This is a genomic window from Hymenobacter lapidiphilus, from assembly GCF_013377885.1.
In the GTDB taxonomy this organism is placed as follows: Bacteria; Bacteroidota; Bacteroidia; order Cytophagales; family Hymenobacteraceae; genus Hymenobacter; species Hymenobacter lapidiphilus.
The window spans coordinates 44,537-67,403 of record NZ_JABKAU010000004.1; the positions used below are offsets into that span (position 1 = coordinate 44,537).

Consider the following 22,867-nt stretch of genomic DNA (forward strand, 5'->3'; position numbering starts at 1 on the left):
CACAAACGAGTCCGCCCCCTGTAAAAGGAGGCGGACTCATTCGTGTTAAGCTAGATTGAAACGAGTGGCTTAGCGACGCACCAGCCGGACCACCTGGCGTTGCTGGTTCTGGCTAAGGGCTACGTGGTATACACCCGCTTTCCAGGAGGCAGCTTCGGGTAGCGGTATTTCCATCTGGCCATCCTTGGCCGCTACCACTTTCAGCAACACCCGCCGACCAAGTACATTGAACACTTCGAGCCGTACAGGCGCAGTGGTGGCAGATACAAAGCGGATGGTAGCGGAGCCAGTAGTTGGGTTTGGCACCACAACGGCGGCCAATGCAGCTGTCGGGCCGGATACGGTCAGTGCCCGCACGCCCGAAAGCACATCGGCCCCCGAGAAATCTACCTGGCGCAGGCGGTAGTAAAGCAGCGAGGCTCCGGCTGGCACAGGCGTTGGGTCGTCGAAGCGGTAGTTGGTGGTTGCCCCATTGGTGGTACCGGCTCCGGCTACCCGGCCCACGGCCCGGAAGGTACTTCCATCTAAGCTGCGCTCTACTACAAAGTGGCTGTTATCGGTTTCAAAAGCCGTAGCCCAGCGCAGTTCCGCAGCCCGGCCTTTCCAGGCCGCCGTAAAACTGGTCAGACCTACTGGAAGAGGCGTGTTGCCTACTCTAATTACTACCTCGGCCGAGCTAGGGCAGCCGCCAACGGCAGTTGGGCCGGTCACAGTGTAGCGAGTGGAAGTTGTCGGACTAACGGTTATCGAAGAACCATTGCCGGAAACTTGTGTAGTGACGCCATTAGATGTGGCTGTATAGCTGTAGGAACCGCTCGTTCCACCAGCTGATGTAAGGGTAACGGCCGTGCCTGGTGTACTAGTGGTATTGTTGGGCGCGTTTGAGGAAATCGAGAGGTTGTTGGTATTCACCGTAATAGCCTGAGTCGCAGTATTGCCATTACATCCAGCCGACGCAGTTTGGACTGTGTAATTCGTAGTGCTTTGGGGAGTTACGTCGAGTACGCCAGTGTTATTCTGGCCGATCTGAGTACCGTTGGCAAAGAAAGTATAGAGGGGGTTTATAGCCGCTCCTCCGGTAGCCGTCAGTCTTACTGTAGTGCCAACGCACACGCCAGTACTTCCAGAACTGGAAGTGAGCGAAACGCTGGGCCGTATATCGAGTGCTACAGTAACGATTTTCTGAGTGCCATTTGTACCATCGTTTTTAACACAAAAACTGTTGTTAGTAAGTACATAGGACGATGCGCTTGAAACAGGAAGACGCACAATAAGAGGGGGTGAGTTGACGTCAAAGGGCATGCTATATACTTGTGGCCCTGCAGTTGTACCTTGGTTAACAGTAACAGTCCCCCGGCTATCAGACGCAGTTTGCGTTACCGTCAGATTAAAAAATCCGCTGCCGTCGGGGCAAAAATCTATTGTCTGATTATTGGCGCCATTGTTATAGGATACAGAAGTTTGGGTTCCTGCAGCATTTGTATATGAGATTGTGAACTGTCCCGAGCACTGAGCGGAAGCCGTTCCAGCGTTCAACAACCCGCCCAGCAGGCAGGTCAGGAAGATGAAGAAAGGGTAGAGTTTCATGCAAATTGGCTTTATGGAGTGACAGATGACAAAAGTGGGCACACAAGAGAAGAGCACTATGGTAACTTCAAAGACAAATGTACTAGATGCTTGAAGACAATGACGTTATGATATCATATAATCTGTGTATTATCATAAAAACTACATATGAACATTATATATATACTATTATATAATTTTTTTGTCAAATTAGTTCAAACTTACCAAAATAGCGTATTTCGCCGTTCATATAGAATAGGCAATATTACTTTGCTTACATCTGATTATCAGCTTTTTATTTTTTACCTGATAGAATCCCTAAATATCCCCGCCGCAAACTCCAGCACTGCCCGCCGCGTCAGCTCCGGCGCCTCGATGAAACCGAGGTGCCCTACGTTGCGGAGCAGCAGGACGTGGCTTTGGGCGGGCAGGGCCAGTTGGGGCAGCAGCGTTTCCAGCGGCACGGCCGGGTCGTCGTGGCCACCGATGAAGAGCACGGGATACTTGGCTTCACGCAGCACCTGGGTACGGTCGGGGCGGTGCTTCATGGCTTCGAGGCAGCCCAGAATGGTGGTTTCGGGCGTGGCGGTTGCTATGTCTTCCAACTGCTTTAGCCCGGCGGCCAGCCGCTTGCGGTTACCGGGGGCCAACAGGGGCCTGATGGCGGAGCGCATGTACTTTTCGACCCCGTGGCGGCGCACGAAACCGGCGCTTTCGTCGCGGGCGGCTTTTTTCTCGTCGGTATCGGGCAGGGCAGTGCTGTGGAAAAGCACGAGGCCGGCCACGCGCTCGGGCTGCGCTTCGGCCAGCGCCAGGGCCACGTAGCCACCCATGCTGTGGCCCACCAGTAGCACCTTATCGGCTCCGGCCGCATCGAGCTGCGCCAGTGCGGCTCGGGCCTGGGCCTCCATAGCGTAGTCGGTTACCGGGCTTGGCTGGGGGCCGTGGCCGGGCAGCGTGGGCGTGAGCACGCGGTAACCAGCTGGAAAGTCGCGGGTGAAGTCGGCCCAGATTTCGGGGCTTTCGGCGAAGCCGTGCAGGAAGACAAGCGTGAGTTGCGAGGCAGGCATGAGCGGCGGGCAGAAAACAAAGTCAGAATCCAACCCAATACGTGTACGGGCCGCAGCTGTTCCCAGCAGACCGCGTTGCGCCAGTTGCTGCCGCCGCTATGCACCGGATACCACTCTATTCTTACAGCAAAAAAGGCCCGTTACTGAATAGTAACGGGCCTTTTTTGCTGTAAGAACGAAGGGCTACACGGCTGCGGGCTCGGTCTGCTTGGCGAACTGTATGCTGGCCATCAGCTTCACTTCCTCGCTCACCACAATGGAGCCGGCTTCGGTTATGCCACTCCACGTGAGGCCGAAATCTTTGCGGTTGATTTTGCCCGTTACCTCGAACCCGGCCTTGGTGTTGCCATAGAAGTCGCCCGCCTGGCCACCATATTCCACGTCCAGCGTTACGGGTTTGGTTACACCATGCAGCGTCAGGTCGCCGATGAGCTTGTATTCGCCGTCGCCATTTTTGGTAAAGTCCGTCGATACAAACGTCATTTCCGGGAAGGTTGCGGCATCGAAGAACTCGGCGCTCTTCAGGTGCTCGTCGCGCTGCTCCTGGTTGGTGTCGATGCTATCGATTTTGGCCGAGAAGCGCACTTTGGCTCCCTCAAACGAGTCGCTTTCGGTTTCCGCTTCGCCTTCAAACTGCTTGAACGAGCCGGTTACGGTCGAAATAACGAGGTGCTTTACTTTGAACTGTACTTCGGAGTGGGTGGGATCGAGCGCCCATTTGGTGGTAGCCATGCTGGTAGTGGTTAGGGGTTCAGACTGATGCAGAATACTGACCGGCACCATACTTGGCCGGCACGCAACAAATGTATGTACATTATTTTAATTAATGTACATACATATATAAAACATAGATTGCGGAGTGAGTGTATCGGCACGCTGTTGGGGAAATGCTTGTCCGCGCCCGCCGGTGCACGGTACCGTTGCCCAGTATCGTTGCACGGCAGATAAAGGCCCACCATGCCTCGTTCTGATGGCGGGCGGGGGCAAGCCCCGCCCCTACGTCGTTCTTCGCAACCTGGGTTATTTACTTTTCTTCCTCCCCTATCACGCAAGCAAAAGAGCCGATACCGCATAGCGGCACCGGCTCTTTTGCTTGCTGTTGAAGGCTTTACAGCAGCACTTTCTCCGCTGTCGGCTTTACTGCTTTGCCGCTCAGCTCGCGCAGGGCGGTGGCAATGCCGGCTACATCGAAGCCGCACTCCTTGTAGAGCTCGTCCTGGGTGCCGTGCTCCACCACGCGGTCGGGGATACCGAGGCGGCGCACGGGCAGGGCATAGCCGTTATCGGCCATGAACTCGAGCACCGCCGAGCCGAAACCACCGGGCAGGCAGCCGTCTTCCACCGTCACGATGGACTTGTAGTTGCGGCAGATGCGGTGCAGCATCTCCTCATCGAGCGGCTTGCAGAAACGCATATCGTAGTGGCCGGGGTTGAGACCTTCGGCGACGAGCTGCTGGGTGGCTTTGGCGGCGTAGTTGCCGATATGGCCGATGCTGAGCACCGCCACGCCTTCGCCCTCGCGCACTACGCGGCCCGTGCCGATGGCAATTTTCTTCAGCGGCGTGCGCCACTCGGGCATCACACCCTCGCCCCGCGGGTAGCGGATGCTGAACGGGCCGGCGTTTTCGGGCAGCGTGGCCGTGTACATCAGGTTGCGCAGCTCCTCCTCGTTCATGGGGGCCGAAACCACCAGGTTGGGCACACAGCGCATGAACGCCAGATCGTAGTTGCCGTGGTGGGTGGGGCCATCGGCACCGGCGAAACCGGCCCGGTCGAGGCAGAACACTACGTGCAAGTTCTGCAGCGCCACATCGTGGATGACCTGGTCGTAGGCCCGCTGCATGAACGAGGAGTAGATGTTGCAGAACGGCACCAGCCCCTGGGTGGCCAGGCCCGCCGAGAACGTAACGGCGTGCTGCTCGGCAATGCCCACATCGAAGGCGCGGTCGGGCATGGCCTTCATCATGATGTTCAGCGAGCAGCCCGAAGGCATAGCCGGCGTCACGCCCATGATTTTGTCGTTGGCCTCGGCCAACTCCACAATGGTGTGGCCGAACACGTCCTGATACTTGGGCGGCTGAGGCTTATCGGGCGTTTTTTTGTAAATCTCGCCCGTAATTTTGTCGAACAGCCCTGGCGCGTGCCACAGCGTCTGGTCTTTTTCGGCCAGCGCGTAGCCCTTGCCCTTCACCGTCACGCAGTGCAGCAGTTTGGGGCCCGGAATGTTCTTGAGGTCGGCCAGAATGGTAGCCAGGTGCTGCACATCGTGCCCGTCAACGGGACCGAAGTAGCGGAAGTTGAGCGCCTCGAACAGGTTGCCCTGCTTGAGCAGCGTGGCCTTCATGGCCTGCTCGACGCGGCGGGCAATCTGCTGGGGGTTGGGGCCAAACTTGCTGAGCTTGCCGAGCACGTTCCAGAGCTCGTCGCGCACTTTGTTGTAGGTGCGCGAGGTGGTGATGTCGGTGAGGTATTCCTTGAGCGCGCCCACATTGGGGTCGATGCTCATGCAGTTATCATTGAGAATAACGAGCAGATTGGACTTCTCGACGCCGGCGTGGTTGAGGGCCTCGAAGGCCATACCGGCCGTCATGGCCCCGTCGCCGATTACGGCAATGTGCTGGCGGTCGAACTCACCCTTGTAATCGGAAGCCACGGCCATGCCCAGTGCCGCCCCGATGCTGGTGGAGCTGTGGCCCACCCCGAAGGCATCGTAAGGACTTTCGCTGCGCTTGGGGAAGCCCGACATGCCCTGGTAGCGGCGGTTGGTGGGGAACTGGTCGCGGCGGCCCGTCAGTATTTTGTGGCCGTAGGCCTGGTGGCCTACATCCCATACCAGCTGGTCGTGGGGCGTGTTGAAGATATAATGCAGGGCCACCGACAGCTCGACCACACCGAGCGAGGCGCCGAAATGGCCGCCGTAAATCGAAACCGAATCAACGATGAACTGGCGCAATTCCTGGCTCACCTGCACCAGTTGGTCGGGGCTGAGCTTTTTAAGGTCGTCGGGGGAATTAATTTCCGCCAGCAGGGGCCCGGGTTCAACAATCATGCGCGCAGGGGTAGGTAGGCAAAGGAATAGGTAGGGTTGCAACCGCCACCCGGCCCGAAAGTTATGCTTGCGGCCGGCCCGACAATAGGCAACGAGCAAAGTTACGGGTTTTCAGTTCCGGCGGATGAATGGAATGACTTGGGCACTGAGTGAAGCGGAAAGCGGCATACTGATGAGCATATGGCGAATTGAGCCAGGGTCCAGAGGCGTAGTCGAAGCATCTCTACCGCTTCGTTGCAGTCATCAGGAGTAGCGTTGCGGTAGAGATGCTTCGACTGCGGCTGCGCCTTCACTCAGCATGACACCGTTCTTTTCAGGCTCCTAATCCAGCCAAACCTGACGCAATCCAACCTGACGCAACCCTACCTCCATCCAACCCCGCTCAACCCGCTACCTTTACCAAATGCCGCAGGTTACCAACGCCATTTCCTCCGAAGACCAGCAACTGCTCGACAAGCTTCGGCCCTCGCGCATCATACTGCCGGTGCTCATTGGACTGGGCGTGGTGGGCTTCATGTTCTGGCGCAGCTATAAGCCCGGCGACCTCGACGCGCTGGCCAATGCCAAGCCCATGTGGCTGCTGGTGATGCTGGTGGTGCTGGTGGCCCGCGACGCCGGCTACGTGTACCGCATCCGCTACCTCACCCAGAAAGTACTCAGCTGGCGCGCCTCGCTCGACGTGATTATGCTCTGGGAATTCTCGTCCTGCATTCTGCCCTCGGCGGTGGGCGGCACGGCCGTGGCCCCGGTGCTGCTGCACAAGGAGGGCATTCCGCTGGGCCGCTCGGTGGCCTACATTATGGCCACGGCCATGCTCGACAACATGTACTACGTGCTCATGGTGCCGCTCGTAGTGCTCATCGGGGGCGAGACGCTGTACCCCTACGAGGCCCTGCACGGGGGCCTTATTGCCACACTGCGCATCGGCTTTATCCTGAGCTATGTGTTCGTGACGGCTTATGCGCTGCTCATGGTGTACGCCATTTTCATTAACCCGCGGGCAGTGCGGCGGCTGTTGGTGCGGCTGTTTTCGGCGCGGGTACTGCGCCGCTTTCGGGGCCGGGCCTACCAGCTGGGCCACGATTTGGTGCAGGCCTCGGCCGAGCTGCGCGGCAACGGCTTCGTGTATTGGCTGCGCGCCGGCCTGAGCACGTTCTTCGTCTGGTCGGCCCGCTACCTGGTTATTGGCTGCCTGATTGGGGCCTTCGTGGAGGTGGGCTGGACCGAGTTCTGGCTGATTTTTGGGCGCAACCTCACCTACAAAGTAATCCTGCTGATTGCCATTACGCCCGGCGGCGCGGGCATTGCCGAGGGGGCTTTTCCCACGTTCTTCGGCAAATTTATCGGCACCGCCACCATGACCAACTTTATGGTGTTGCTCTACCGCATCACTACGTACTACCTCTACCTGGTGCTCGGGGCCGTATTCCTGCCCCGCTGGGTGGCCCGCATTTACAGCCGGCCGAAGGCAGAGGAAGTGATGCACTCGTAGCGGAGGTCGCTGTAGGGGCAGGGCGCTACGGCCGGGTTGCCTCCAGGGCCGGGGCCGGCTCGGCGGGAACGGGGCGCTGGTAGGTCTGCCAGAACTCGGGGTGGTAGGGCGTGTTGTCGGCCTGCCAGATTTCGAAGCTCTTTATCCCGGGTTTGTCCTCATTAACCGGCCGGTCAGCCAGCGTAGCTGGGGGCAGCGGCTCGAAATATTCCTCGCAATACTTCTGCTCGTAGAAGGGTGCCTTGCCCAATACCCGCCCAATACTCAGGCCTTGGGCCACGCTGCTGGCCACATAGTAGCGGCCGTTGGCGGCCGGCTGGTAAGTGACTACGTGCACTGCCCGGCTATCGGAATACACCTGGGGGTAGAGCCGGGAAATTTGGTTGTTACGGCCGTAGTATTTGTGCGCGGTGGCATTGTGGCCCACCGTGTCGGCTTGCCAGAGCGCCTCATAGCGAAGTACGGCGTAATCCTTTTCTCGCACATACACCTTACCCGAGTAGCCCGCCTGCTGGTAGGTTCCGGTGCTGCGGAGCGTGGCCCGCTTCGCAGCGAAGCGGACAACGTAACAGGTTTCGCCGTTGCGCTGCTCCACCGAGTCCAGCCGCAGCGCAAACTTGCCCAGGGTTTTGGCTTTGAAAAGCGGGGAGATGCGCACCGGATCGGCCGAAGCCGTGAGAAACCCCTGGCCGCCTTCCAGTAAATCAAAAGGCCCCAAAGGCCGGGCCGATTGCACCACAACGCGCTTTTCCAGCACCTTATGCACCGGCCTGGGCCCCAGGTTCAGAAAGCCGCTCACGAACTTGCGGAAGCCCGCCGGCTCGAAAATGTGGCTAACGTACTCCAACTCGTGGCGCAGCGTGTCGAAGTTGATGAGCCGGCGGCGCGTGTACACCCGCGCCATGTACTCCTGCTGTTCGTAGTTCTTTTCCGCCGCCTGAATCACCTTTTGCATAATGCGCTTCGGATTCTGCGACTGGGCACTTACCCGCACATCGTTCAGGGCAAAGGCGGCCGGCACTAGGCGCACCGTGGCAGCGGCGGCCGTGGCGGCCAGCGTGGCCGGCTCGTAGCCAATACTGCTCACCTGCACCAGCTCACCCCGGCGGGTTTCGAGTAGGAATTTACCTTGGGCATCCGATACCGTCCCGGCGCTGCGAGCAGGCACGGCCACGGTGGCAAAGGGCACTGGCTGGCCGGTTTTGCGGTCGAGCACGATGCCGCTGAGCGTGAAGGCCGCACCGCTGGCTTTGCCCGCCAGCGCCGGCTGCCGGGCCGGGTTCAGGGCTCCCGGCTGTCGGGCCTCGGCCCCGGTGGCGGCCGACTCGGCGGCTACGGCCCCGGTTGCCGGGTCGGCTAGGTGCGCGGGGTTTATGATCTTCAGAAACAGAAAACCATCCACTACCTGGCTCCAGGGACCAGTTAGGGGGTCATACTGGAAGGCGTAGGTCGTTAGTTGGCGGTTGGGCGCGTCGTGCTTCAGGCTCACGAAGCTATACTCCTGCCCCTGGCTCAGCAGCTCGGCTTCCAGTGTGCCGGGAGCTGGCACCGGCACCGGCTTATGGCCCCCCGAACGCAGGAAACCATGGGTACCACTGCCCGCCAGGGTTCCCAGCACGTACACCGCCTCTTCGCCCAGCGCTGCCTTCACCGCCCGGCCCATGGGTTGGTAGCGCTGCACTTCGGCATCGTTGAGCACATCTACCTTGTTGGCTAAGTGGGGCAGCGCCCCCCAGCAAATAACTCTTTCCTGCGAATGCTGACGCAGATACCAAAGCAGGTTTTCCGCCATCTGCGCATCGCGTGGGTTGCTATGAATGGATTTAAAATCGGCCGAATCGACGGCGCCGGGGTCGTTGATGGCGTAATCGTGCACCATGGCCTGCAGGCTTCGTAGGTTCTGGAGCCAGAAAGCGGCCCGCACCCGGCGCTTTTGGTCGGAGCCGGCCGCTACCTTTTCGAGCAGCTTGCGGGCTTTTCCGACTTGCATATTGAAGAGCAGCGGCTGATGGGAAGGCGGAAACCGAAACTGCTCCCCCATCGCGCTGACACACTCGTCGAGGTAATCGTAGGCAATGGCATCGGCTCCTTTTTCGGGCCGCAGGAACGCCTCCAACTCATCCACCAGCTCATCCTGATAGCCCCCGCTCAGCTGGTAATCGAACCCGGCTACGCGCAGCCCCCCCTTACCCAGCAGCGACATAATCGGCTGGAATTCGCGGGTCGTCGTCCAGATGGGGAACACGCTGCCTTCAATGGCTTCGCGTGCCGCTGTGCCCGCCTCTATTTCCCGCTGGGCCTTGTCGAGCTCGTAAAAGCCGCTTTCAAAAGCCACCGTGGTAAAGCCCATCCGCTCTTTCAGAAAGCGCATCAGTCGGATTTTGGCCTCGAACACGTTGCCCTCGCCGTGCGTCGGCTCGCCCAGCATTACCACCCGCGCGCCCCCAATTTCCTGCCGCAGAAACTCCAGGTCCGTAAAGTCGGCATCCGCCGGGTCGATGCTGCGGATAACGTGGGTGGGCAGTGGCACCGGAGCAGTGGCGGCGGCCGATGAGGCGGTTTGGGCCGAGGCAGCAGGGCTGCTCAGCGCAACGAGCACGAGGCCGAATGCGGCCGATAAAATATGGTTCATAAACACTCGGATGCGGACAGGGGCTAAATTCCACGGCAAAGTAGCGTAACCATTCGTAATCCGGTAGTCAACTGGTGCAACAACTGCTACGATGCGCAACAGGCAGCAACGCAAAAAGCCCCTTCTACCAGCGGCAGAAGGGGCTTTATTACGAATTGTTCGGATCAGCGCGGAAGGTTACTCCCTCTCCAGACGCAGCTCCGAGCCGTCGGTGCCTTTGAGGGTCAGCTTGTCATCGGTCAGCGTTACCACCGTGAAGGTGTTCGACTGGCCGGCACCGTCGGGCATCATGGTAATGGTTTTGGCACCCTGATCGAAGGTATATTTGCCGTTCATCGTCTGGGCACCCGACATCATGTTGTACTGGCCATTGGCGTAGAAAGTCACGCGCTGGTCGTCCATGGCATCGGTCTGGGCAACTTTATCGCCGGCCGCGTTCATTTCCTTATCGGTTTTCCAGGTTTTGCTGTCGGTGCCGTAAAGCTGATTAACGCTTTCGACGGTACCCTCCTTGGCACCGCAGGCAGCCGTGAAGAGCAGTACGAACATAAACAGACCGGCCAACAGGCGCGAAGCGGGAGAGGTGATGTTTTTCATGGGGAGGAAGAATAAGTGAAGGGGTTGAAGCGAACAAAACGGCCGTTGCCAGCCGCTGGTAATGGGCCTCTTACGGTAGCGTTGCGTAAGATGTTCGGCCACTGGCCAGTGCCATCATACCCTCTGCCGGAGCAGCACAACCTATTGCCTGGCACGGCGTAAGAAGGGCCAACATCCAAGCCGCACAGCACTTTACGGTCGGCCGCTCTCTCCTTCACCTAACGCATTAGCATCATGGGACTTTTTGATTTTCTTTCCGATAAAGGCGAAACCAAGCCAGTTGCGCCCAACACTACTCCGGCCGGCGGCGCTACCGACTTCTTCGGCACCGACAAAACCGCCGACACTACGGCTGGTGAAACGTACACCGTAGTTAGTGGCGACTCGCTCTCGAAAATTGCCAAGAACCATTACGGCGACGCCAGCAAATGGCACCAGATTTACGACGCCAACAAGTCCACCATCGGCTCCAACCCCGACCATATCGAGGTAGGTCAGGTACTGACATTGCCCAAAGCATAGCATTCCCGCTTCGCGGAAATATTCAAAAAGTCACTCCAAACGGAGTGGCTTTTTTGCGTTGACCCAGGTTGAAAAACGGAACTAAAATGACCGTTTTGACACCAAGCAAAAAGCCCCGAAGCGGGCAGCTCTGTGAACTAGACGGCAATAAAAGCGAAGTACACACTGCGCACTAAACATATAACCTCTTATCAAACAGTGTATTTACCCAGATTACCAGGAGTCAAAAAACATCTGAGAGCGGAATGAAAATAATTACCTCTTCTCTTGCATTACAGAAAATAACGGCTATACCTTTGCAACACCAACCCGGTACTACCCCGCTCGCGGCGGAGTAGTTTTCATAGGATTTATACAGAAGTGGCGAGAGCACAGGCTCCCCGACCCACTGGCAACCTTCGACCGCGCGAAAGGTGCCAATGCCTGCCCGACCAGCTTGACGTAACCGTCCGGCGGCGGGGACTATAACCTCCCAGTCCCATGAGCCACTCCCGCGTTTTCGCCTCCGTTTCCCCCATCGCTCCGGCCGCCTTCAGGCCCGCCGCTTCGCCGTGGGCTTTTGGCGTTTCGGCCCCGGCCGTTGCTACCCTGCCGGCCGCCGCCACGGTTGCCGCCCGAATGCGAATGCGTGGCTGTTGTAGCGCATGTTGCTGCTGCTACTAGCCTGAGCGCCTGACCTCGGCCCCTGGGGGTCCTCCCCTGCTTTTCCTCTCTTCTCCGCTTGCTCCGGCCCCGGCCCGGCGCACCCTTTCCGCAGCCTTGGCTCGTTGCTTTCTGCGGATCCGTGTGCGAAAACCGGTTGCCGAAAAACAAAAAAATCAACAACTAAAAGCGAAATAGCCATGTCCAGCCTCCACTTCGAAACCCTGCAACTCCACGCCGGCCAGCAGCCCGACCCCGTAACCGGCTCACGGGCCGTGCCGCTCTACCAAACCACCAGCTACGTGTTCAAGAGCGCCGAGCACGGGGCCAACCTGTTTGCCCTCAAGGAATTCGGCAACATCTACACCCGTCTGATGAACCCGACCACCGACGTGTTCGAGCAACGCGTGGCGGCCCTGGAAGGCGGCGTGGCGGCGCTGGCAGTGTCCTCGGGGCAGGCCGCGCAGTTCATTGCCCTCAATAACATCGTGCAGGCCGGCGACAATTTCGTGAGCTCGACCCACCTCTACGGCGGCACCTACAACCAGTTCAAGGTGGCGTTCAAGCGCCTGGGCATCGAAGTGCGCTTTGCCAATGTCGACGAGCCGGCCGCTTTTGAAGCCCAGATTGACGAGCGCACCAAGGCCATTTACCTCGAAACCATCGGCAACCCCAGCTTCAGCATCCCCGATTTCGAGGCCATTGCCGCCATTGCCCGCCAGCACGATTTGCCGCTGGTGGTGGATAATACTTTTGGGGCGGGCGGCTACCTGTTCCGGCCCCTGGAGCACGGCGCCAACATTGTGGTGGAGTCGGCTACCAAATGGATTGGCGGGCACGGTACGAGCGTGGGCGGCGTGATTGTGGATGGCGGCACCTACGACTTCGGTAACGGCAAGTACCCGCAGTTTTCCGAGCCGTCCGAGGGCTACCAGGGCCTCGTTTTCAGCGACGTATTCGGCAAGAACAGCTCGTTCGGCAACATTGCCTTCATCATCCGGGCCCGGGTGGAGGGCCTGCGCGACTTCGGCCCCTCGCAGAGTCCGTTCAACTCGTTTCTGCTGCTGCAGGGCCTCGAAACGCTGAGTTTGCGGGTGGAGCGCACCGTAGAAAACGCCCTGCGCATTGCCACCTGGCTCGAACAGCATCCGCAGGTAGAAGCCGTGAATTACCCCGGTTTAGCCTCCAGCCCCTACCACCAGCTGGCCCGCAAATACCTCAAGCGCGGCTATGGCGGCGTGCTCACCTTCGCCCTCAAAGGCAGCAAGCACTCGGCCACGCAATTCATCGACAGCCTGAAGCTGATAAGCCACCTGGCCAACGTAGGCGACGCCAAAACGCTCATCATCCAGCCCGCCGCCACCACCCACCAGCAGCTTTCCGAAGAAGCCCAGCAGGCCGCCGGCGTAACGCCCACCCTGCTGCGCCTCTCGCTCGGCATCGAACACTTCGACGATATCCGGGCCGATTTGCAGCAGGCCTTCGACGCCGTACTGAACGCCGCCACGCCCGACAACATTCAGGATGAACCCCTGCCCGAGCCAGCCGCTGAGCACGAGCAGCCGCTGGAGGTATAGCCCAACAGAACGCTGTAGGGGCAGGGCTTGTCCCCACCCGCCGTACGCACCGTTTCAACGATTCCGTTCAACGGCGGGCGGGGACAAGCCCCGCCCCTACATCCGCCCTTATTCCAAGTTCTTATGCCCACGCACCAATTCCAGCTCCCGCAGCCCCTGCTGCTCGAAAACGGCGGCCAGCTGGCCCAGCCGGAAGTAGTTTACCAGACCTGGGGGGAACTGAATGCCGCCCGCGACAATGTGGTGTGGGTGTGCCACGCCCTGACGGCTAATGCCGACGTGGCCGACTGGTGGCCCGGTCTGATAGGCCCCGGCCGCTATTTCGACCCGGCCGACTGGTTTATCGTGTGCGCCAACGTGCTGGGCTCCTGCTACGGCAGCACCGGCCCGCTCACCCCCGACGCTGGTACCGGCCGGGCCGCCTACCAGGAGTTTCCGCTCCTAACTATTCGGGACCTAGTAGCGGCCCACGAGGCGTTGCGCGAAGAGTTGGGGCTGGCGCGGGTACACACGCTCATCGGCGGCTCGCTGGGCGGGCAGCAGGCCCTGGAGTGGGCGGTACAGCAGCCAGAGGTGTTCGAAAACCTGGTGCTGCTGGCTTCCAACGCCCGGCACTCGGCCTGGGGAATTGCCTTCAACGAAGCCCAACGGCTGGCCATTTTCGCCGATGTTACCTACCAGCAAAACACGCCAGCCGGTGGTGCGGCCGGGCTGCGGGCGGCCCGCGCCGTGGCCCTACTCAGCTACCGCAGCTACCAGGCCTACGGCCGCACCCAAACCGAGCCCACCGACGCTTTGCTCACCGATTTCCGGGCCGCCGCTTACCAACGCTACCAGGGCGACAAGCTCGCCGCCCGCTTCGATGCCTACAGCTACGTGGCCCTCACCCGCACCATGGACAGCCACCACGTAGGCCGCGGCCGGGGCGGCGTAGCGGCGGCCCTGGGCCGGGTGCGGGCCCGCACGCTGGTTATCGGCATCACCTCCGATGGCCTGTTTCCGGTGGCCGAGCAGCAGCTGCTGGCTCGCCACATTCCGGGGGCCATGTACGCCGAAATGGACTCCCCCTACGGCCACGACGGCTTCCTGCTGGAGGATGCCCAAATCACCCATTTTCTCGAACGGTTTCACTCCCTGACGTATGTCCACTAGCACCGCTCTCCTCGCTTCTACCGCCTCTGTCCACCCCTGGCGCATCGGCCTAATTGGCTTCGGCTGCGTGGGCCAGGGCCTCTACGATATCCTGCAGCAGCATCCGGGCAGCGGCTTCGAGGTGGCCCGCATTGTGGTAAAGAATCCCACTAAAGCCCGCTCACTGCCGGCGGCGCGGTTCGAGTTCGATGCCGAAGCACTATTGGCCGACGATTCGCTCGACGTGCTGGTGGAGCTGATTGACGATGCCGACGCGGCTTTTCGGCTGGTAGCGGGCGCCCTGCGCCGGGGCCGCCGGGTGGTGACGGCTAATAAGGCCATGTTGGCCCGCCACCTGCCCGCATTGGTGGCGTTGCAGCGCGCCCACGGCGGCACCTTGTTATATGAGGCGGCGGTGTGCGGCAGCATTCCCGTCATCCGTACGCTCGATGCCTACTTCGGAACCGAGCCCCTACGGCAACTGACAGGCATTCTCAACGGCTCCTCCAATTACGTACTCACGCGCATGGGTACCGGCGGCACCGATTACGGCCCGGCCCTGGCGCTGGCCCAGCAACTGGGCTTCGCCGAAACCGACCCCAGCCTCGACATGGCCGCTTTCGACCCGCGCTCGAAGGCCGTACTGCTGGCCGCCCATGCCTACGGCTTATTTCTGGAGCCCGAACAGGTGCTGAACCTCGGTATCGAAGGCATATCGGCCACCGATATTGCCTTTGCAGCCAGCCGGGGCCAGAAAATAAAGGTGGTAGCCGGCCTGCAGCGCCTGCCCGACGGCCGCGTAACGGCCCTGGTAACCCCGCAGCTGCTGGGGCCCGAGTCACCTTTGTTTGGGGTTGATGAGGAGTTCAATGGCGTAGTGCTGGAGGCCGACTTTGCGGGCGAACAGTTTCTGCGGGGCCGCGGGGCCGGCGGGCACCCCACCGGCTCGGCCGTGCTGGCCGATTTGGCCGCTCTGCGCCAGGGGTTCGCCTACGGCTACGCCAAAACCGCCGCCCCGCCCACTCACGCCACCGACCTGGAAATCGAAATCTACCTGCGCACCGACGAGCCCCGCCTCATCGACGTGCTCGATTTCAGCGAGGTGTCGGAAGAAGCCGACGAGGACGGTTACGTGGTAGGCTACGTAACGCTGGCCCACCTCATCGCCCACCGCGACCTGCTGCGCCAGCACGGTGCTTTCATCGTCCGCACCGGCCATCTCCGGGCCATTGGCGAGGCGGCAGTTGCGGTACTGAAAACTGCCAGCGCAACTGTGTAGAAAAGCAAAATAGTGCCTCTCTAATCCGGTGGCCCTATTGCTTCGCCTTCCGCAGCAGCAGCCGGAAGCGGCAGATTTTCGGGTGGGGCCGCTCCTACCAAATCCGCGCTGCTAGGTACTAACCGCACCCGGCGCGGCGGCAGCGCAGCCGTTGCCACTGCGGCGCGGCGCGGATTGAGGGCGGCGGCCAGCAGTGGGCCGGGCGCGCCGGACCCGAGCAACGGGCGCAGGAATTCGCGTATCGGCACAAACACCGAATCTACATAAGTAGGCTCGAAAGAGTAGGGCACATGGCCGGCCCCGCGCAACGGGCGCAGCACGTTGGGCACGCCCACCGCCTGGGCACGGCGGCGCAGCACCGCGCTGCCCGCCACCACCTGGGCCGGCAGTGGCCCGCCAATCAGGCCCCGCTGGTAGGGCACTATACCGTCGCGGGTGCCGTGGATGCTGAGCAGCGGCACATCGCCGGCCTGCAGCCAGCCGGCCTGGGCCAGCGCCCCGCACAGGTTGATGACGGCGCGCGGCTGGCTGCTGTAGCCGGCGTTTCCGCCGCTGCCCTCCAGGCCACCCAGCGCCCCCAGGTTCAGGTAGGCGGGCACTTCGGCGGCTTTATCGAGGTAGGCGGTCTGCAGGGCCATGAAGGCCCCGGCCGAGGAACCACCCACGAAAATGTAGCGCCCATCAACTTTAAAGCGGCGGGCGGTGGCTGCATCGTGGCGGAAGAATCGCACGGCGGCGCGCATGTCCTGGGTGGCCCGGATGGCGGCCCGGCCGATGCCTACACTATCGAAGGGGAAGAACAGCAGCCGGTAGTCGATGCTGGCGGCCGTGTAGCCCAGCCGGGCCAGGCGGGTGCACAGCTCGGTCATCACCACATCGTCGCGGGTGCCGGTTACGAACGCGCCTTCGTGGGCCAGCAACACCAGCGGCCGGCGGCGCACAGTGTCGCCGCTGGGCTCGTAGAAATCGAGGTACAGCGGCTGGGTCTGCCCCAACAAACCGCTGACCTGGGCAAACGCCACGTTGCGCCGCACCTTCACCTGACTAAACAGCGGGCGGTGGTAGCGGCCTTTGGTTGTGTCGGGCGGGGCGGGCTGGGCCTGCAGGGCTGCAGTCGAGAGGCCAATCACCAAGAAGAGAAGCAGTAGAAAACGCACAGATGAGTAACGCAGGATAGTAGGAAAGAGGTGCCGTTTGAGTTGTTTGTTGTCAGTTGCGAGTTGTCAGTTGTCGGTTGTCTGAACGATGTTCTTTCTGACAACCGACAACTCGCAACTGACAACTACTTTTGCCCCATGCCTACCATCGCTCCGCCCCCGCTTCGCCCCGCCGACCTCGTGGCCATCGTCTGCCCGGCGCGGGCGGCCTCGCACGCCGAACTGGCCGCGGCCGTGGCCACGCTCGAAGGCTGGGGCCTGCGCGTGCGGCTGGGCGCTAGTACCAACGTGGCCCAGCACCAGTTCGGGGGCGCCGATGAGGTGCGCCAGCACGACTTGCAGCTGCAGCTCGACGACCCCGAAATTCGGGCCGTTTTCTGTGCCCGCGGCGGCTACGGCACCACTCGCATTATCGACGGACTCAACTTCACACGCTTTGCCGAGGAGCCCAAATGGGTGGCCGGCTTCTCCGACATCACCACCCTCAACTGCCATTTGCTGGCCCGCGGCTTTCAAAGCATCCACGGCGTAATGCCGCTGCTGTTCCATCAGGAAGGCGGGGCCGAATCGTTGGAGAGCCTGCGGCGGGCGTTGTTTGGCGAGGCGCTGGATTATGCAGTGCCGGCGCACCCGCTCAACTGTTTTGGCACGGCTACCGGCGAGCTGGTAGGCGGCAACCTAAGCATCCTGCAAACCCTCACTGGCACCGCCTCCGACGTGTCGACGGCGGGCCGCATTCTGTTTCTGGAAGACATTGATGAGTACCTGTACGCCGTCGACCGGATGCTGGTGCACCTCGACCGCACGGGCAAGCTGGCTGGGTTGGCCGGACTGGTGGTCGGCCACTTCACCAACCCCCAGGACAACACCATCCCCTTCGGTCGCACGCCCAACGAAATCATCCAGCACTACGCCGCCCGCTATAATTTCCCGGTAGCCCATGGCTTCCCCGTCGGCCACGAACCACGCAACCTGGCCCTGGTGGTAGGGCAGCCGGTGCGGCTGACGGTGGACGAGTCCGGGGCAAGTTTAATGAAAGGATTTATCAGCACGATGTAGGGGCGGGGCTTGTCCCCGCCCGCCGTTGAACGATTACCGTTGAAGCGGCGCGAACGGCGGGCGGGGACAAGCCCCGCCCCTACGTCGTGCTTTTCAACAGCTCTGGCAGGCCTTCCTTGTCAAACAGAATCCGGCCGATTTTCAGCTGAGACCAGCCGGGCTGCAGGCGGTAGGAAAATACGGGCAGACCATCGTGCAGCGTGCATTCTATGCAAAAAGTGCGGCTGCCGGGCTGGGCAGGCAGCTGGCTTTCGAGCTGAAGGAGGTGGGTGGAAATCAGGAAGCAGGAGCGCGGGAAGGCGGCCAACCCGGCCACGGTAGCCTGGGTGATGTCGAGGGCGTCGTCTACGTTGGTGCCCCGGAACAGCTCGTCGAACACCGCAAACACGCGGCCCGGCCCCTGCGCGGCCTCCAGTACGGCTTTCAGGTTACGAATTTCGGCCAGGAAGTGGCTGTAGCCGCCGCTGAGGCTGTCGGTGAGGTTGATGGCCACCACAATAGACGAGTAGAACGGCAGCCGGGCCGCGGCGGCCGGCACGCCCAGGCCCGCGTGGGCCAGGTACACGCACAGCCCCAGCGCCTTGAGCAGCGTAGACTTCCCCGACATATTCGGACCCGTCAGCAGCAGCACGTTGTCGTGGGGGTCCAGGGCCAGCGTGTTCTTCACCGGCCCGGTCAGCAGCGGGTGGTAGAAATCGGCCAAATGCAGGCCGGAAGGCTGGAACTCGGGAAAGGCAAAACCGTGCTGGTGCAGGCCCTTAGCCACCGACCAGCAGGCTTCCAGCCAGAAGAAGGCGGTCCAGAATTCGGCCAGCTCCTGCTCGTCCACCTCGTGCAACTGGCGGGCAAAATCCACCATCCGGCCCGCCGAAAACTGGTCCTCGGCAATGGCTTCGGCGGCCGAATTCAGGCTAAAACGCTCCAGAAACCGGGTAATGGTGCTGAGGCGGGCGCGGGCGAAAGGCGGGAAACCAGCCGGGTCGAGGCGGCGGAAATAGTGCTGCTCCAGCCGCTGCAGAAATTGAATGACCTGAACGTAGCGGGCCCGGGTGCGGTAGCGCGTTTCTTCCGACATCAGCAGCCGCGCCGCCAGCCGCATCCGGTTGGTTTCCAGCACGAGCTGCCGGCTCACCACCTCGTGCAAAAACCGTTGCACTTCGGCCAGCTGAATGCGCGAATAGTTGAACTCACTGATAACGTCCCACTGCGCCAGCAGCGCCCGAAACACGGCCTGCTTCTGCATTACCAACTCCGGGCTGGCCGGCAATTCGCGCAGCAGTCCGCGCACCGCTGCTTCGGCTTCGCGGCAGTGCGTGAAGTTGAACAGTGGCAGAATATCGGCATCAAGCCGCAGGTCGTCGACAAGGAGCATCTTTGAGCTGTTGGCTTACAACTGATAGCCTTCAGCCTTTAGTATGGCTCCGGGCACATTTGATGCGCAGCCGGACATTGCGGCACAGCGTCCAGAGAGCCGAGCGGCTACTTGATCGAAAACGTTACCGGCACCTCACACGCGGCGGCAACCGGTCTGCCGTTGGTGTAAGCCGGAATCCAGTTGCTGGGCAGCAGCTTCACCACGCGCAAAGCCTCCTCATCGCACCCCGAACCAATGCCATGTACCACCAGGAAATTGCTGGCGGCGCCCGTACTGTCGATTACGAAGGCCACCCGAACCTGCCCCATTACGTTGTTGCGCAACGCCACGGCCGGATACCGGGTGGTCATGCCGATTTTCGCCGACAGGGCATCCGAACCCAGGGCATACTGCGGGTCGGTAGTGAGGGCGCCGGCGCCGGGCATGGGCCGACACACCAGTTGGGAAGGCCGCTGAGCGGGCAGCGAAAACAGGGTTTGTCCGGTGCCGTGGTCGAATTTCAGCTGCAGCGCATCCTTCTCCGAGAAATACTCCCACACGCCCCGTTTCTGGTCGCGAGCGTACTGCCCCCTAGCCTGCAGCACTTTGCCGCGTTCATAATAGGTAGTCCAAACGCTATCCTTCTGGCCCGCGGCATAAAAGCCGGTGGTTACGAGTGTAGTGCCTTTTTTGCCTGCATACTGCCAGTAGGCTCCCTGTTTTGTTTCGGGGGCCGCTTGCAGTACCATGTATTCCTCCCGGCCCAAGCCGAACGCCTGGGGCACAACCACCTTTTGAGTGGCCTGTGCTTGGCTGCTGAACGCAGTAGTCAGCGAGGAAAAAAACAGTAGCAATCGAGTTGAAGCAGGAAGTATCATGGCTTAACGAGGGCCTGACAGGCTATACAGAATGATGAAATTGCGTGCTAAAAGTAAGCCCAAATGGCTGCGGTAGTCTTTGCCAGGCCATCATCAGCACCCCAGAAAACAGCCTGGCAGCTCGCTGTAACCTACTCCCCGTAAATCACCGTCAGCACCGTCTGGCCCACAGCCTTCAGCGTGCGCCGGTCGATGACGCTCATGTTGTCTTTGGTAGTGTGGTGGTAGGGCCGGAACTCGCCGCTGGGCAGGAAGTCAATGACATCAATGGTGCGCACGCCGGCCTGGTTGGTGTACACGTGGTCGTCGCTGACCTGGGGCACATCGGCATACAGGAAGAAGTCGGAGAAGCCCAGCTGCGAGCCCGTGTTCCAGACCTTCTCCACCACATCGGGGGCTTTCTGGCGCGACAGTTCTTCGCGGCCGAACTTGGCTCCCTGAGCGCCTACCATATCGAGCAGAATACCAAAGTTGGGCTTGTAGTTGGCTGGCACCACGTTTTTAGCCCAATACTGCGAGCCCAGGCACCAGGTATCCTGGCCTTCCAGCAGGTTCTTTTTGTCGGATTGGGTTACGCCGTCGTAGCCATAATCTTCCGAGTCGAAGAGAATGAAATCGACCCCTACGCCCGGGGCCAGGCTGTCGGGCTGGGCGGCCAGCACGCGGGCCAGCTCCAGCGCTACGGCCACGCCGCTGGCACCGTCGGAGGCGCCGTCGAGCGGGGCGTTCTTATTCTCGGTATCCTTATCGGCGAAGGGGCGGGTATCCCAGTGGGAAAACACGGCCACCCGGCGCGGGGCACTGGGGTTGAAGCGGGCGATGATGTTGCGTGACTTAAGGATGTTGCCATCGAAGGCTTTGGCCTCAAAGGGCTGCTCCTGCACCGTCAGGCCGTACTTCTTGAACTGCCCAATGATCCAGTCGCCGGTTTTCACGTGGGCCGCCGTGTTGGGCACCCGCGGCCCGAAAGCCACCTGCCTGGCGGTGTAGGCATAGGCCGAATCGGCGTTGAAAGCGGGTGTTTTAGGCAGTGCGGCCTCGGCTACAGCCGTGGTGTCGGCAGTGTCTTTTTGGCCGGGGCAGCCAGTGAGCAGCAGCAGGCCCGCCAGCGCGGCCGGGGCAAGTCGGAAGATATTCATGGGGCAGATAAGGTGCGTTGAGTAACGGGCGGAGAGTGCGCTGAGGGCGGACGGAACACCTAGGTAAGCAGAGAAATCAATTGCGTCGGCTAAGCACAAGGTAGAAACGCAATATTTTGCGTCTCATTGTTGCTAACGCTGTTCATATGAACCGTCCAACATCAGCAACGATAAGACGCAAAATATTGCGTTTCTACACCGTTCTTATTCCTCGCTGTAGGCCCAATCGACGCCGGTTTTGGAGTCTTTCACCACGATACCCTGCTGCTTGAGCGCGGCCCGGATTTCGTCGACTTTGCCGTAGTCTTTGGCGGCTTTGGCTTCCTGGTAGAAGTGCAGCGTGAGGCCCAGCAGGTCTTCGGCGCGGGCGCGGGGCTCGTCGCGCAGGCCCAGCACGTCCTGCACCAGCGTGCGGTAGGTGGCGGTAGCTTCGGCCAGCGCTTCGGGGCTTACCTGCGCCAGGGTATCGGGTTTGGCGGCGTAGCCGTTGAGCTTGCGCAGCAGGTTGAAGAGGCTGGCCAAAGTACGGGCCGTGTTCAGGTCGTCGTTGAGGCCCACAAAGCAGTCGTCGGCCAGCTTGCGCAGCTCGGCATCGGCGGCGCTGGTGTCAACGGCGACTCCGGTGCCTTCGGGCAGCTGCAGCTTGGGCAGCAGGCGCAGGCCGTTCATTATTTTGCGGTAGCCCTTGCCGGCGCCCTGCATGCCTTCGTCGGTAATATCAACGGGGCTGCGGTAATGGGCCTGAAGCAGGAAAAACCGGGTGGTCATGGGCGAGTAGGCCTGGGCCAGCACCTCGTTTTCGCCGCTGAAAAGCTGGCTAACGGTGATGAAGTTGCCCGCCGACTTGCTCATCTTCTGGCCGTTCACGGTAATCATGTTGTTGTGCATCCACACCCGGGCCTCGTTGGTCGGATGCTCGCAGGCCTGGCTCTGGGCAATTTCGCATTCATGGTGCGGAAACATCAGGTCCAGTCCGCCGCCGTGAATGTCGAACTCGGCCCCGAGGTACTTGCGGCTCATGGCCGAGCACTCCAGGTGCCAGCCGGGGAATCCTTCGCCGGGAGCTTCGCCGAAAGGCGAGGGCCAGCGCATGAGGTGGCGCTCATCGGCCCGCTTCCAGAGGGCAAAATCTAGCGGACTCCGCTTCTCGTCCTGGCCCGTCAGGTTGTCGCGCGAGCCGGCCAGCAGCTCCTCCACCACCCGGTTCGAGAGCTTGCCGTACGCGCGGCCGGCGGCGTTGTAGGCCGGCACATCGAAATACACCGAGCCGTTGGATTCGTAGGCGAAACCGTTGGCCATAATCTGCTGCACCATCTCAATCTGCTCGATGATGTGGCCGCTGGCGCGGGGCGTAATATCGGGCGGCAGGCAGCCCAGGGCCACCATATGGTCCTGGTAGAGGTTGGTGTAGCCCTCGGCCACTTCCATCGGCTCCACCTGCCGGGCGCGGGCAATCCGGCCGATTTTGTCCTCGCCCTCGTCGGCGTCGTCTACCAGGTGGCCCACATCGGTGATGTTGCGCACGTAGCGCACCTTGTACTCCAGGTAGCGCAGGTAGCGCGTGAGCACATCGAACACCACCGGGCCGCGGGCATTGCCCACATGGGCCTCGCTGTACACCGTCGGGCCGCAGAGGTACACGCCCACAAAAGGGGCGTTCAGGGGCTCAAACGGGGCTTTCTGGCGGGTAAGGGTATTATAGAGCGAGAGAGGCTGGGACATA

At 61.0% G+C, this 22,867-nt stretch carries 17 protein-coding genes and 1 riboswitch; of the genes, 6 read left to right on the top strand and 11 right to left on the bottom strand.

Annotated features, from left to right (window positions below):
• Positions 1-69: 69 nt before the first annotated feature.
• The 4 genes from HW554_RS20910 to dxs all read right to left on the bottom strand — a co-directional run bounded on the left by HW554_RS20910 (position 70) and on the right by dxs (position 5,685).
• A complete protein-coding gene (locus tag HW554_RS20910; protein WP_176906884.1) occupies positions 70-711 on the bottom strand; it encodes a T9SS type A sorting domain-containing protein in 642 nt (213 codons plus the stop codon).
• 1,157 nt (positions 712-1,868) lie between these two features.
• A complete protein-coding gene (locus HW554_RS03075) occupies positions 1,869-2,636 on the bottom strand; it encodes an alpha/beta fold hydrolase (protein WP_176906885.1) in 768 nt (255 codons plus the stop codon).
• Positions 2,637-2,819: 183 nt separating this feature from the next.
• On the bottom strand, positions 2,820-3,368 hold the full coding sequence (locus HW554_RS03080; protein WP_176906886.1) for a YceI family protein: 549 nt from the start codon (positions 3,366-3,368) through the stop codon (positions 2,820-2,822).
• Positions 3,369-3,744: 376 nt separating this feature from the next.
• Positions 3,745-5,685, bottom strand: coding sequence for a 1-deoxy-D-xylulose-5-phosphate synthase (gene dxs, locus HW554_RS03085; RefSeq protein ID WP_176906887.1), 1,941 nt, complete (start codon positions 5,683-5,685; stop codon positions 3,745-3,747).
• Between the two features lie 403 nt (positions 5,686-6,088).
• Between dxs and HW554_RS03090 the strand changes: the two genes are divergently transcribed.
• Entirely contained in the window at positions 6,089-7,177 is a 1,089-nt protein-coding gene (locus HW554_RS03090; RefSeq protein ID WP_176906888.1) for a lysylphosphatidylglycerol synthase transmembrane domain-containing protein, read from the top strand.
• A gap of 25 nt (positions 7,178-7,202) precedes the next feature.
• On the opposite strand, the gene HW554_RS03095 is transcribed toward HW554_RS03090, so the two are convergent.
• Positions 7,203-9,809 carry an erythromycin esterase family protein gene (locus HW554_RS03095; RefSeq protein ID WP_176906889.1) on the bottom strand — a complete coding sequence of 869 codons (2,607 nt, stop codon included), beginning with the start codon at positions 9,807-9,809 and terminating at the stop codon, positions 7,203-7,205.
• Positions 9,810-9,986: 177 nt separating this feature from the next.
• Entirely contained in the window at positions 9,987-10,406 is a 420-nt protein-coding gene (locus HW554_RS03100) for a lipocalin family protein (protein ID WP_176906890.1), read from the bottom strand.
• A gap of 234 nt (positions 10,407-10,640) precedes the next feature.
• Between HW554_RS03100 and HW554_RS03105 the strand changes: the two genes are divergently transcribed.
• The 4 genes from HW554_RS03105 (at position 10,641) to HW554_RS03120 (ending at position 15,557) form a co-directional block, all read left to right on the top strand.
• Positions 10,641-10,928, top strand: coding sequence for a LysM peptidoglycan-binding domain-containing protein (locus tag HW554_RS03105; protein ID WP_176906891.1), 288 nt, complete (start codon positions 10,641-10,643; stop codon positions 10,926-10,928).
• A gap of 347 nt (positions 10,929-11,275) precedes the next feature.
• Positions 11,276-11,399, top strand: a riboswitch (SAM riboswitch).
• Between the two features lie 371 nt (positions 11,400-11,770).
• A complete protein-coding gene (locus HW554_RS03110; protein WP_176906892.1) occupies positions 11,771-13,147 on the top strand; it encodes an O-acetylhomoserine aminocarboxypropyltransferase/cysteine synthase family protein in 1,377 nt (458 codons plus the stop codon).
• Between the two features lie 123 nt (positions 13,148-13,270).
• Positions 13,271-14,299, top strand: coding sequence for a homoserine O-acetyltransferase MetX (gene metX, locus HW554_RS03115; RefSeq protein WP_176906893.1), 1,029 nt, complete (start codon positions 13,271-13,273; stop codon positions 14,297-14,299).
• Positions 14,289-15,557, top strand: coding sequence for a homoserine dehydrogenase (locus tag HW554_RS03120; RefSeq protein WP_176906894.1), 1,269 nt, complete (start codon positions 14,289-14,291; stop codon positions 15,555-15,557). Before metX ends, HW554_RS03120 begins: the two co-directional genes overlap by 11 nt.
• Before the next feature lie 20 nt (positions 15,558-15,577).
• On the opposite strand, the gene HW554_RS03125 is transcribed toward HW554_RS03120, so the two are convergent.
• Positions 15,578-16,714, bottom strand: coding sequence for an alpha/beta hydrolase (locus tag HW554_RS03125; RefSeq protein WP_176906895.1), 1,137 nt, complete (start codon positions 16,712-16,714; stop codon positions 15,578-15,580).
• A gap of 138 nt (positions 16,715-16,852) precedes the next feature.
• Here HW554_RS03125 and HW554_RS03130 point away from each other — a divergent pair, with 138 nt between their 5' ends.
• Positions 16,853-17,773 carry a S66 peptidase family protein gene (locus HW554_RS03130; protein ID WP_176906896.1) on the top strand — a complete coding sequence of 307 codons (921 nt, stop codon included), beginning with the start codon at positions 16,853-16,855 and terminating at the stop codon, positions 17,771-17,773.
• A 79-nt stretch (positions 17,774-17,852) separates the two neighbouring features.
• Here the strand turns inward: HW554_RS03130 and HW554_RS03135 are convergent, their stop codons facing one another.
• From HW554_RS03135 to cysS, 4 genes are all read right to left on the bottom strand, one after another.
• Complete coding sequence (locus tag HW554_RS03135; RefSeq protein WP_176906897.1) at positions 17,853-19,145, bottom strand: MutS-related protein; 1,293 nt, start codon at positions 19,143-19,145, stop codon at positions 17,853-17,855.
• Positions 19,146-19,252: 107 nt separating this feature from the next.
• Positions 19,253-19,981, bottom strand: coding sequence for an energy transducer TonB (locus HW554_RS03140; protein WP_176906898.1), 729 nt, complete (start codon positions 19,979-19,981; stop codon positions 19,253-19,255).
• A gap of 155 nt (positions 19,982-20,136) precedes the next feature.
• Positions 20,137-21,144, bottom strand: a complete 1,008-nt coding sequence (locus HW554_RS03145) for a M28 family peptidase (protein WP_176906899.1) — start codon at positions 21,142-21,144, stop codon at positions 20,137-20,139.
• Positions 21,145-21,348: 204 nt separating this feature from the next.
• Entirely contained in the window at positions 21,349-22,866 is a 1,518-nt protein-coding gene (gene cysS / locus HW554_RS03150) for a cysteine--tRNA ligase (protein ID WP_176906900.1), read from the bottom strand.
• Position 22,867 lies beyond the last annotated feature (1 nt).

Excerpts from the sequence above, each read along its gene's own strand:
- HW554_RS03120 (WP_176906894.1), top strand. The coding sequence starts at position 14,289 with ATGTCCACTAGCACCGCTCTCCTCGCTTCTACCGCCTCTGTCCACCCC.
- metX (WP_176906893.1), top strand. The coding sequence starts at position 13,271 with ATGCCCACGCACCAATTCCAGCTCCCGCAGCCCCTGCTGCTCGAAAAC.
- HW554_RS03135 (WP_176906897.1), bottom strand. The coding sequence starts at position 19,145 with ATGCTCCTTGTCGACGACCTGCGGCTTGATGCCGATATTCTGCCACTG.
- HW554_RS03080 (WP_176906886.1), bottom strand. The coding sequence starts at position 3,368 with ATGGCTACCACCAAATGGGCGCTCGATCCCACCCACTCCGAAGTACAG.
- HW554_RS03145 (WP_176906899.1), bottom strand. The coding sequence starts at position 21,144 with ATGAATATCTTCCGACTTGCCCCGGCCGCGCTGGCGGGCCTGCTGCTG.
- cysS (WP_176906900.1), bottom strand. The coding sequence starts at position 22,866 with ATGTCCCAGCCTCTCTCGCTCTATAATACCCTTACCCGCCAGAAAGCC.
- HW554_RS03075 (WP_176906885.1), bottom strand. The coding sequence starts at position 2,636 with ATGCCTGCCTCGCAACTCACGCTTGTCTTCCTGCACGGCTTCGCCGAA.
- HW554_RS03105 (WP_176906891.1), top strand. The coding sequence starts at position 10,641 with ATGGGACTTTTTGATTTTCTTTCCGATAAAGGCGAAACCAAGCCAGTT.
- HW554_RS03095 (WP_176906889.1), bottom strand. The coding sequence starts at position 9,809 with ATGAACCATATTTTATCGGCCGCATTCGGCCTCGTGCTCGTTGCGCTG.
- dxs (WP_176906887.1), bottom strand. The coding sequence starts at position 5,685 with ATGATTGTTGAACCCGGGCCCCTGCTGGCGGAAATTAATTCCCCCGAC.
- HW554_RS03110 (WP_176906892.1), top strand. The coding sequence starts at position 11,771 with ATGTCCAGCCTCCACTTCGAAACCCTGCAACTCCACGCCGGCCAGCAG.
- HW554_RS03100 (WP_176906890.1), bottom strand. The coding sequence starts at position 10,406 with ATGAAAAACATCACCTCTCCCGCTTCGCGCCTGTTGGCCGGTCTGTTT.
- HW554_RS03130 (WP_176906896.1), top strand. The coding sequence starts at position 16,853 with ATGCCTACCATCGCTCCGCCCCCGCTTCGCCCCGCCGACCTCGTGGCC.
- HW554_RS03090 (WP_176906888.1), top strand. The coding sequence starts at position 6,089 with ATGCCGCAGGTTACCAACGCCATTTCCTCCGAAGACCAGCAACTGCTC.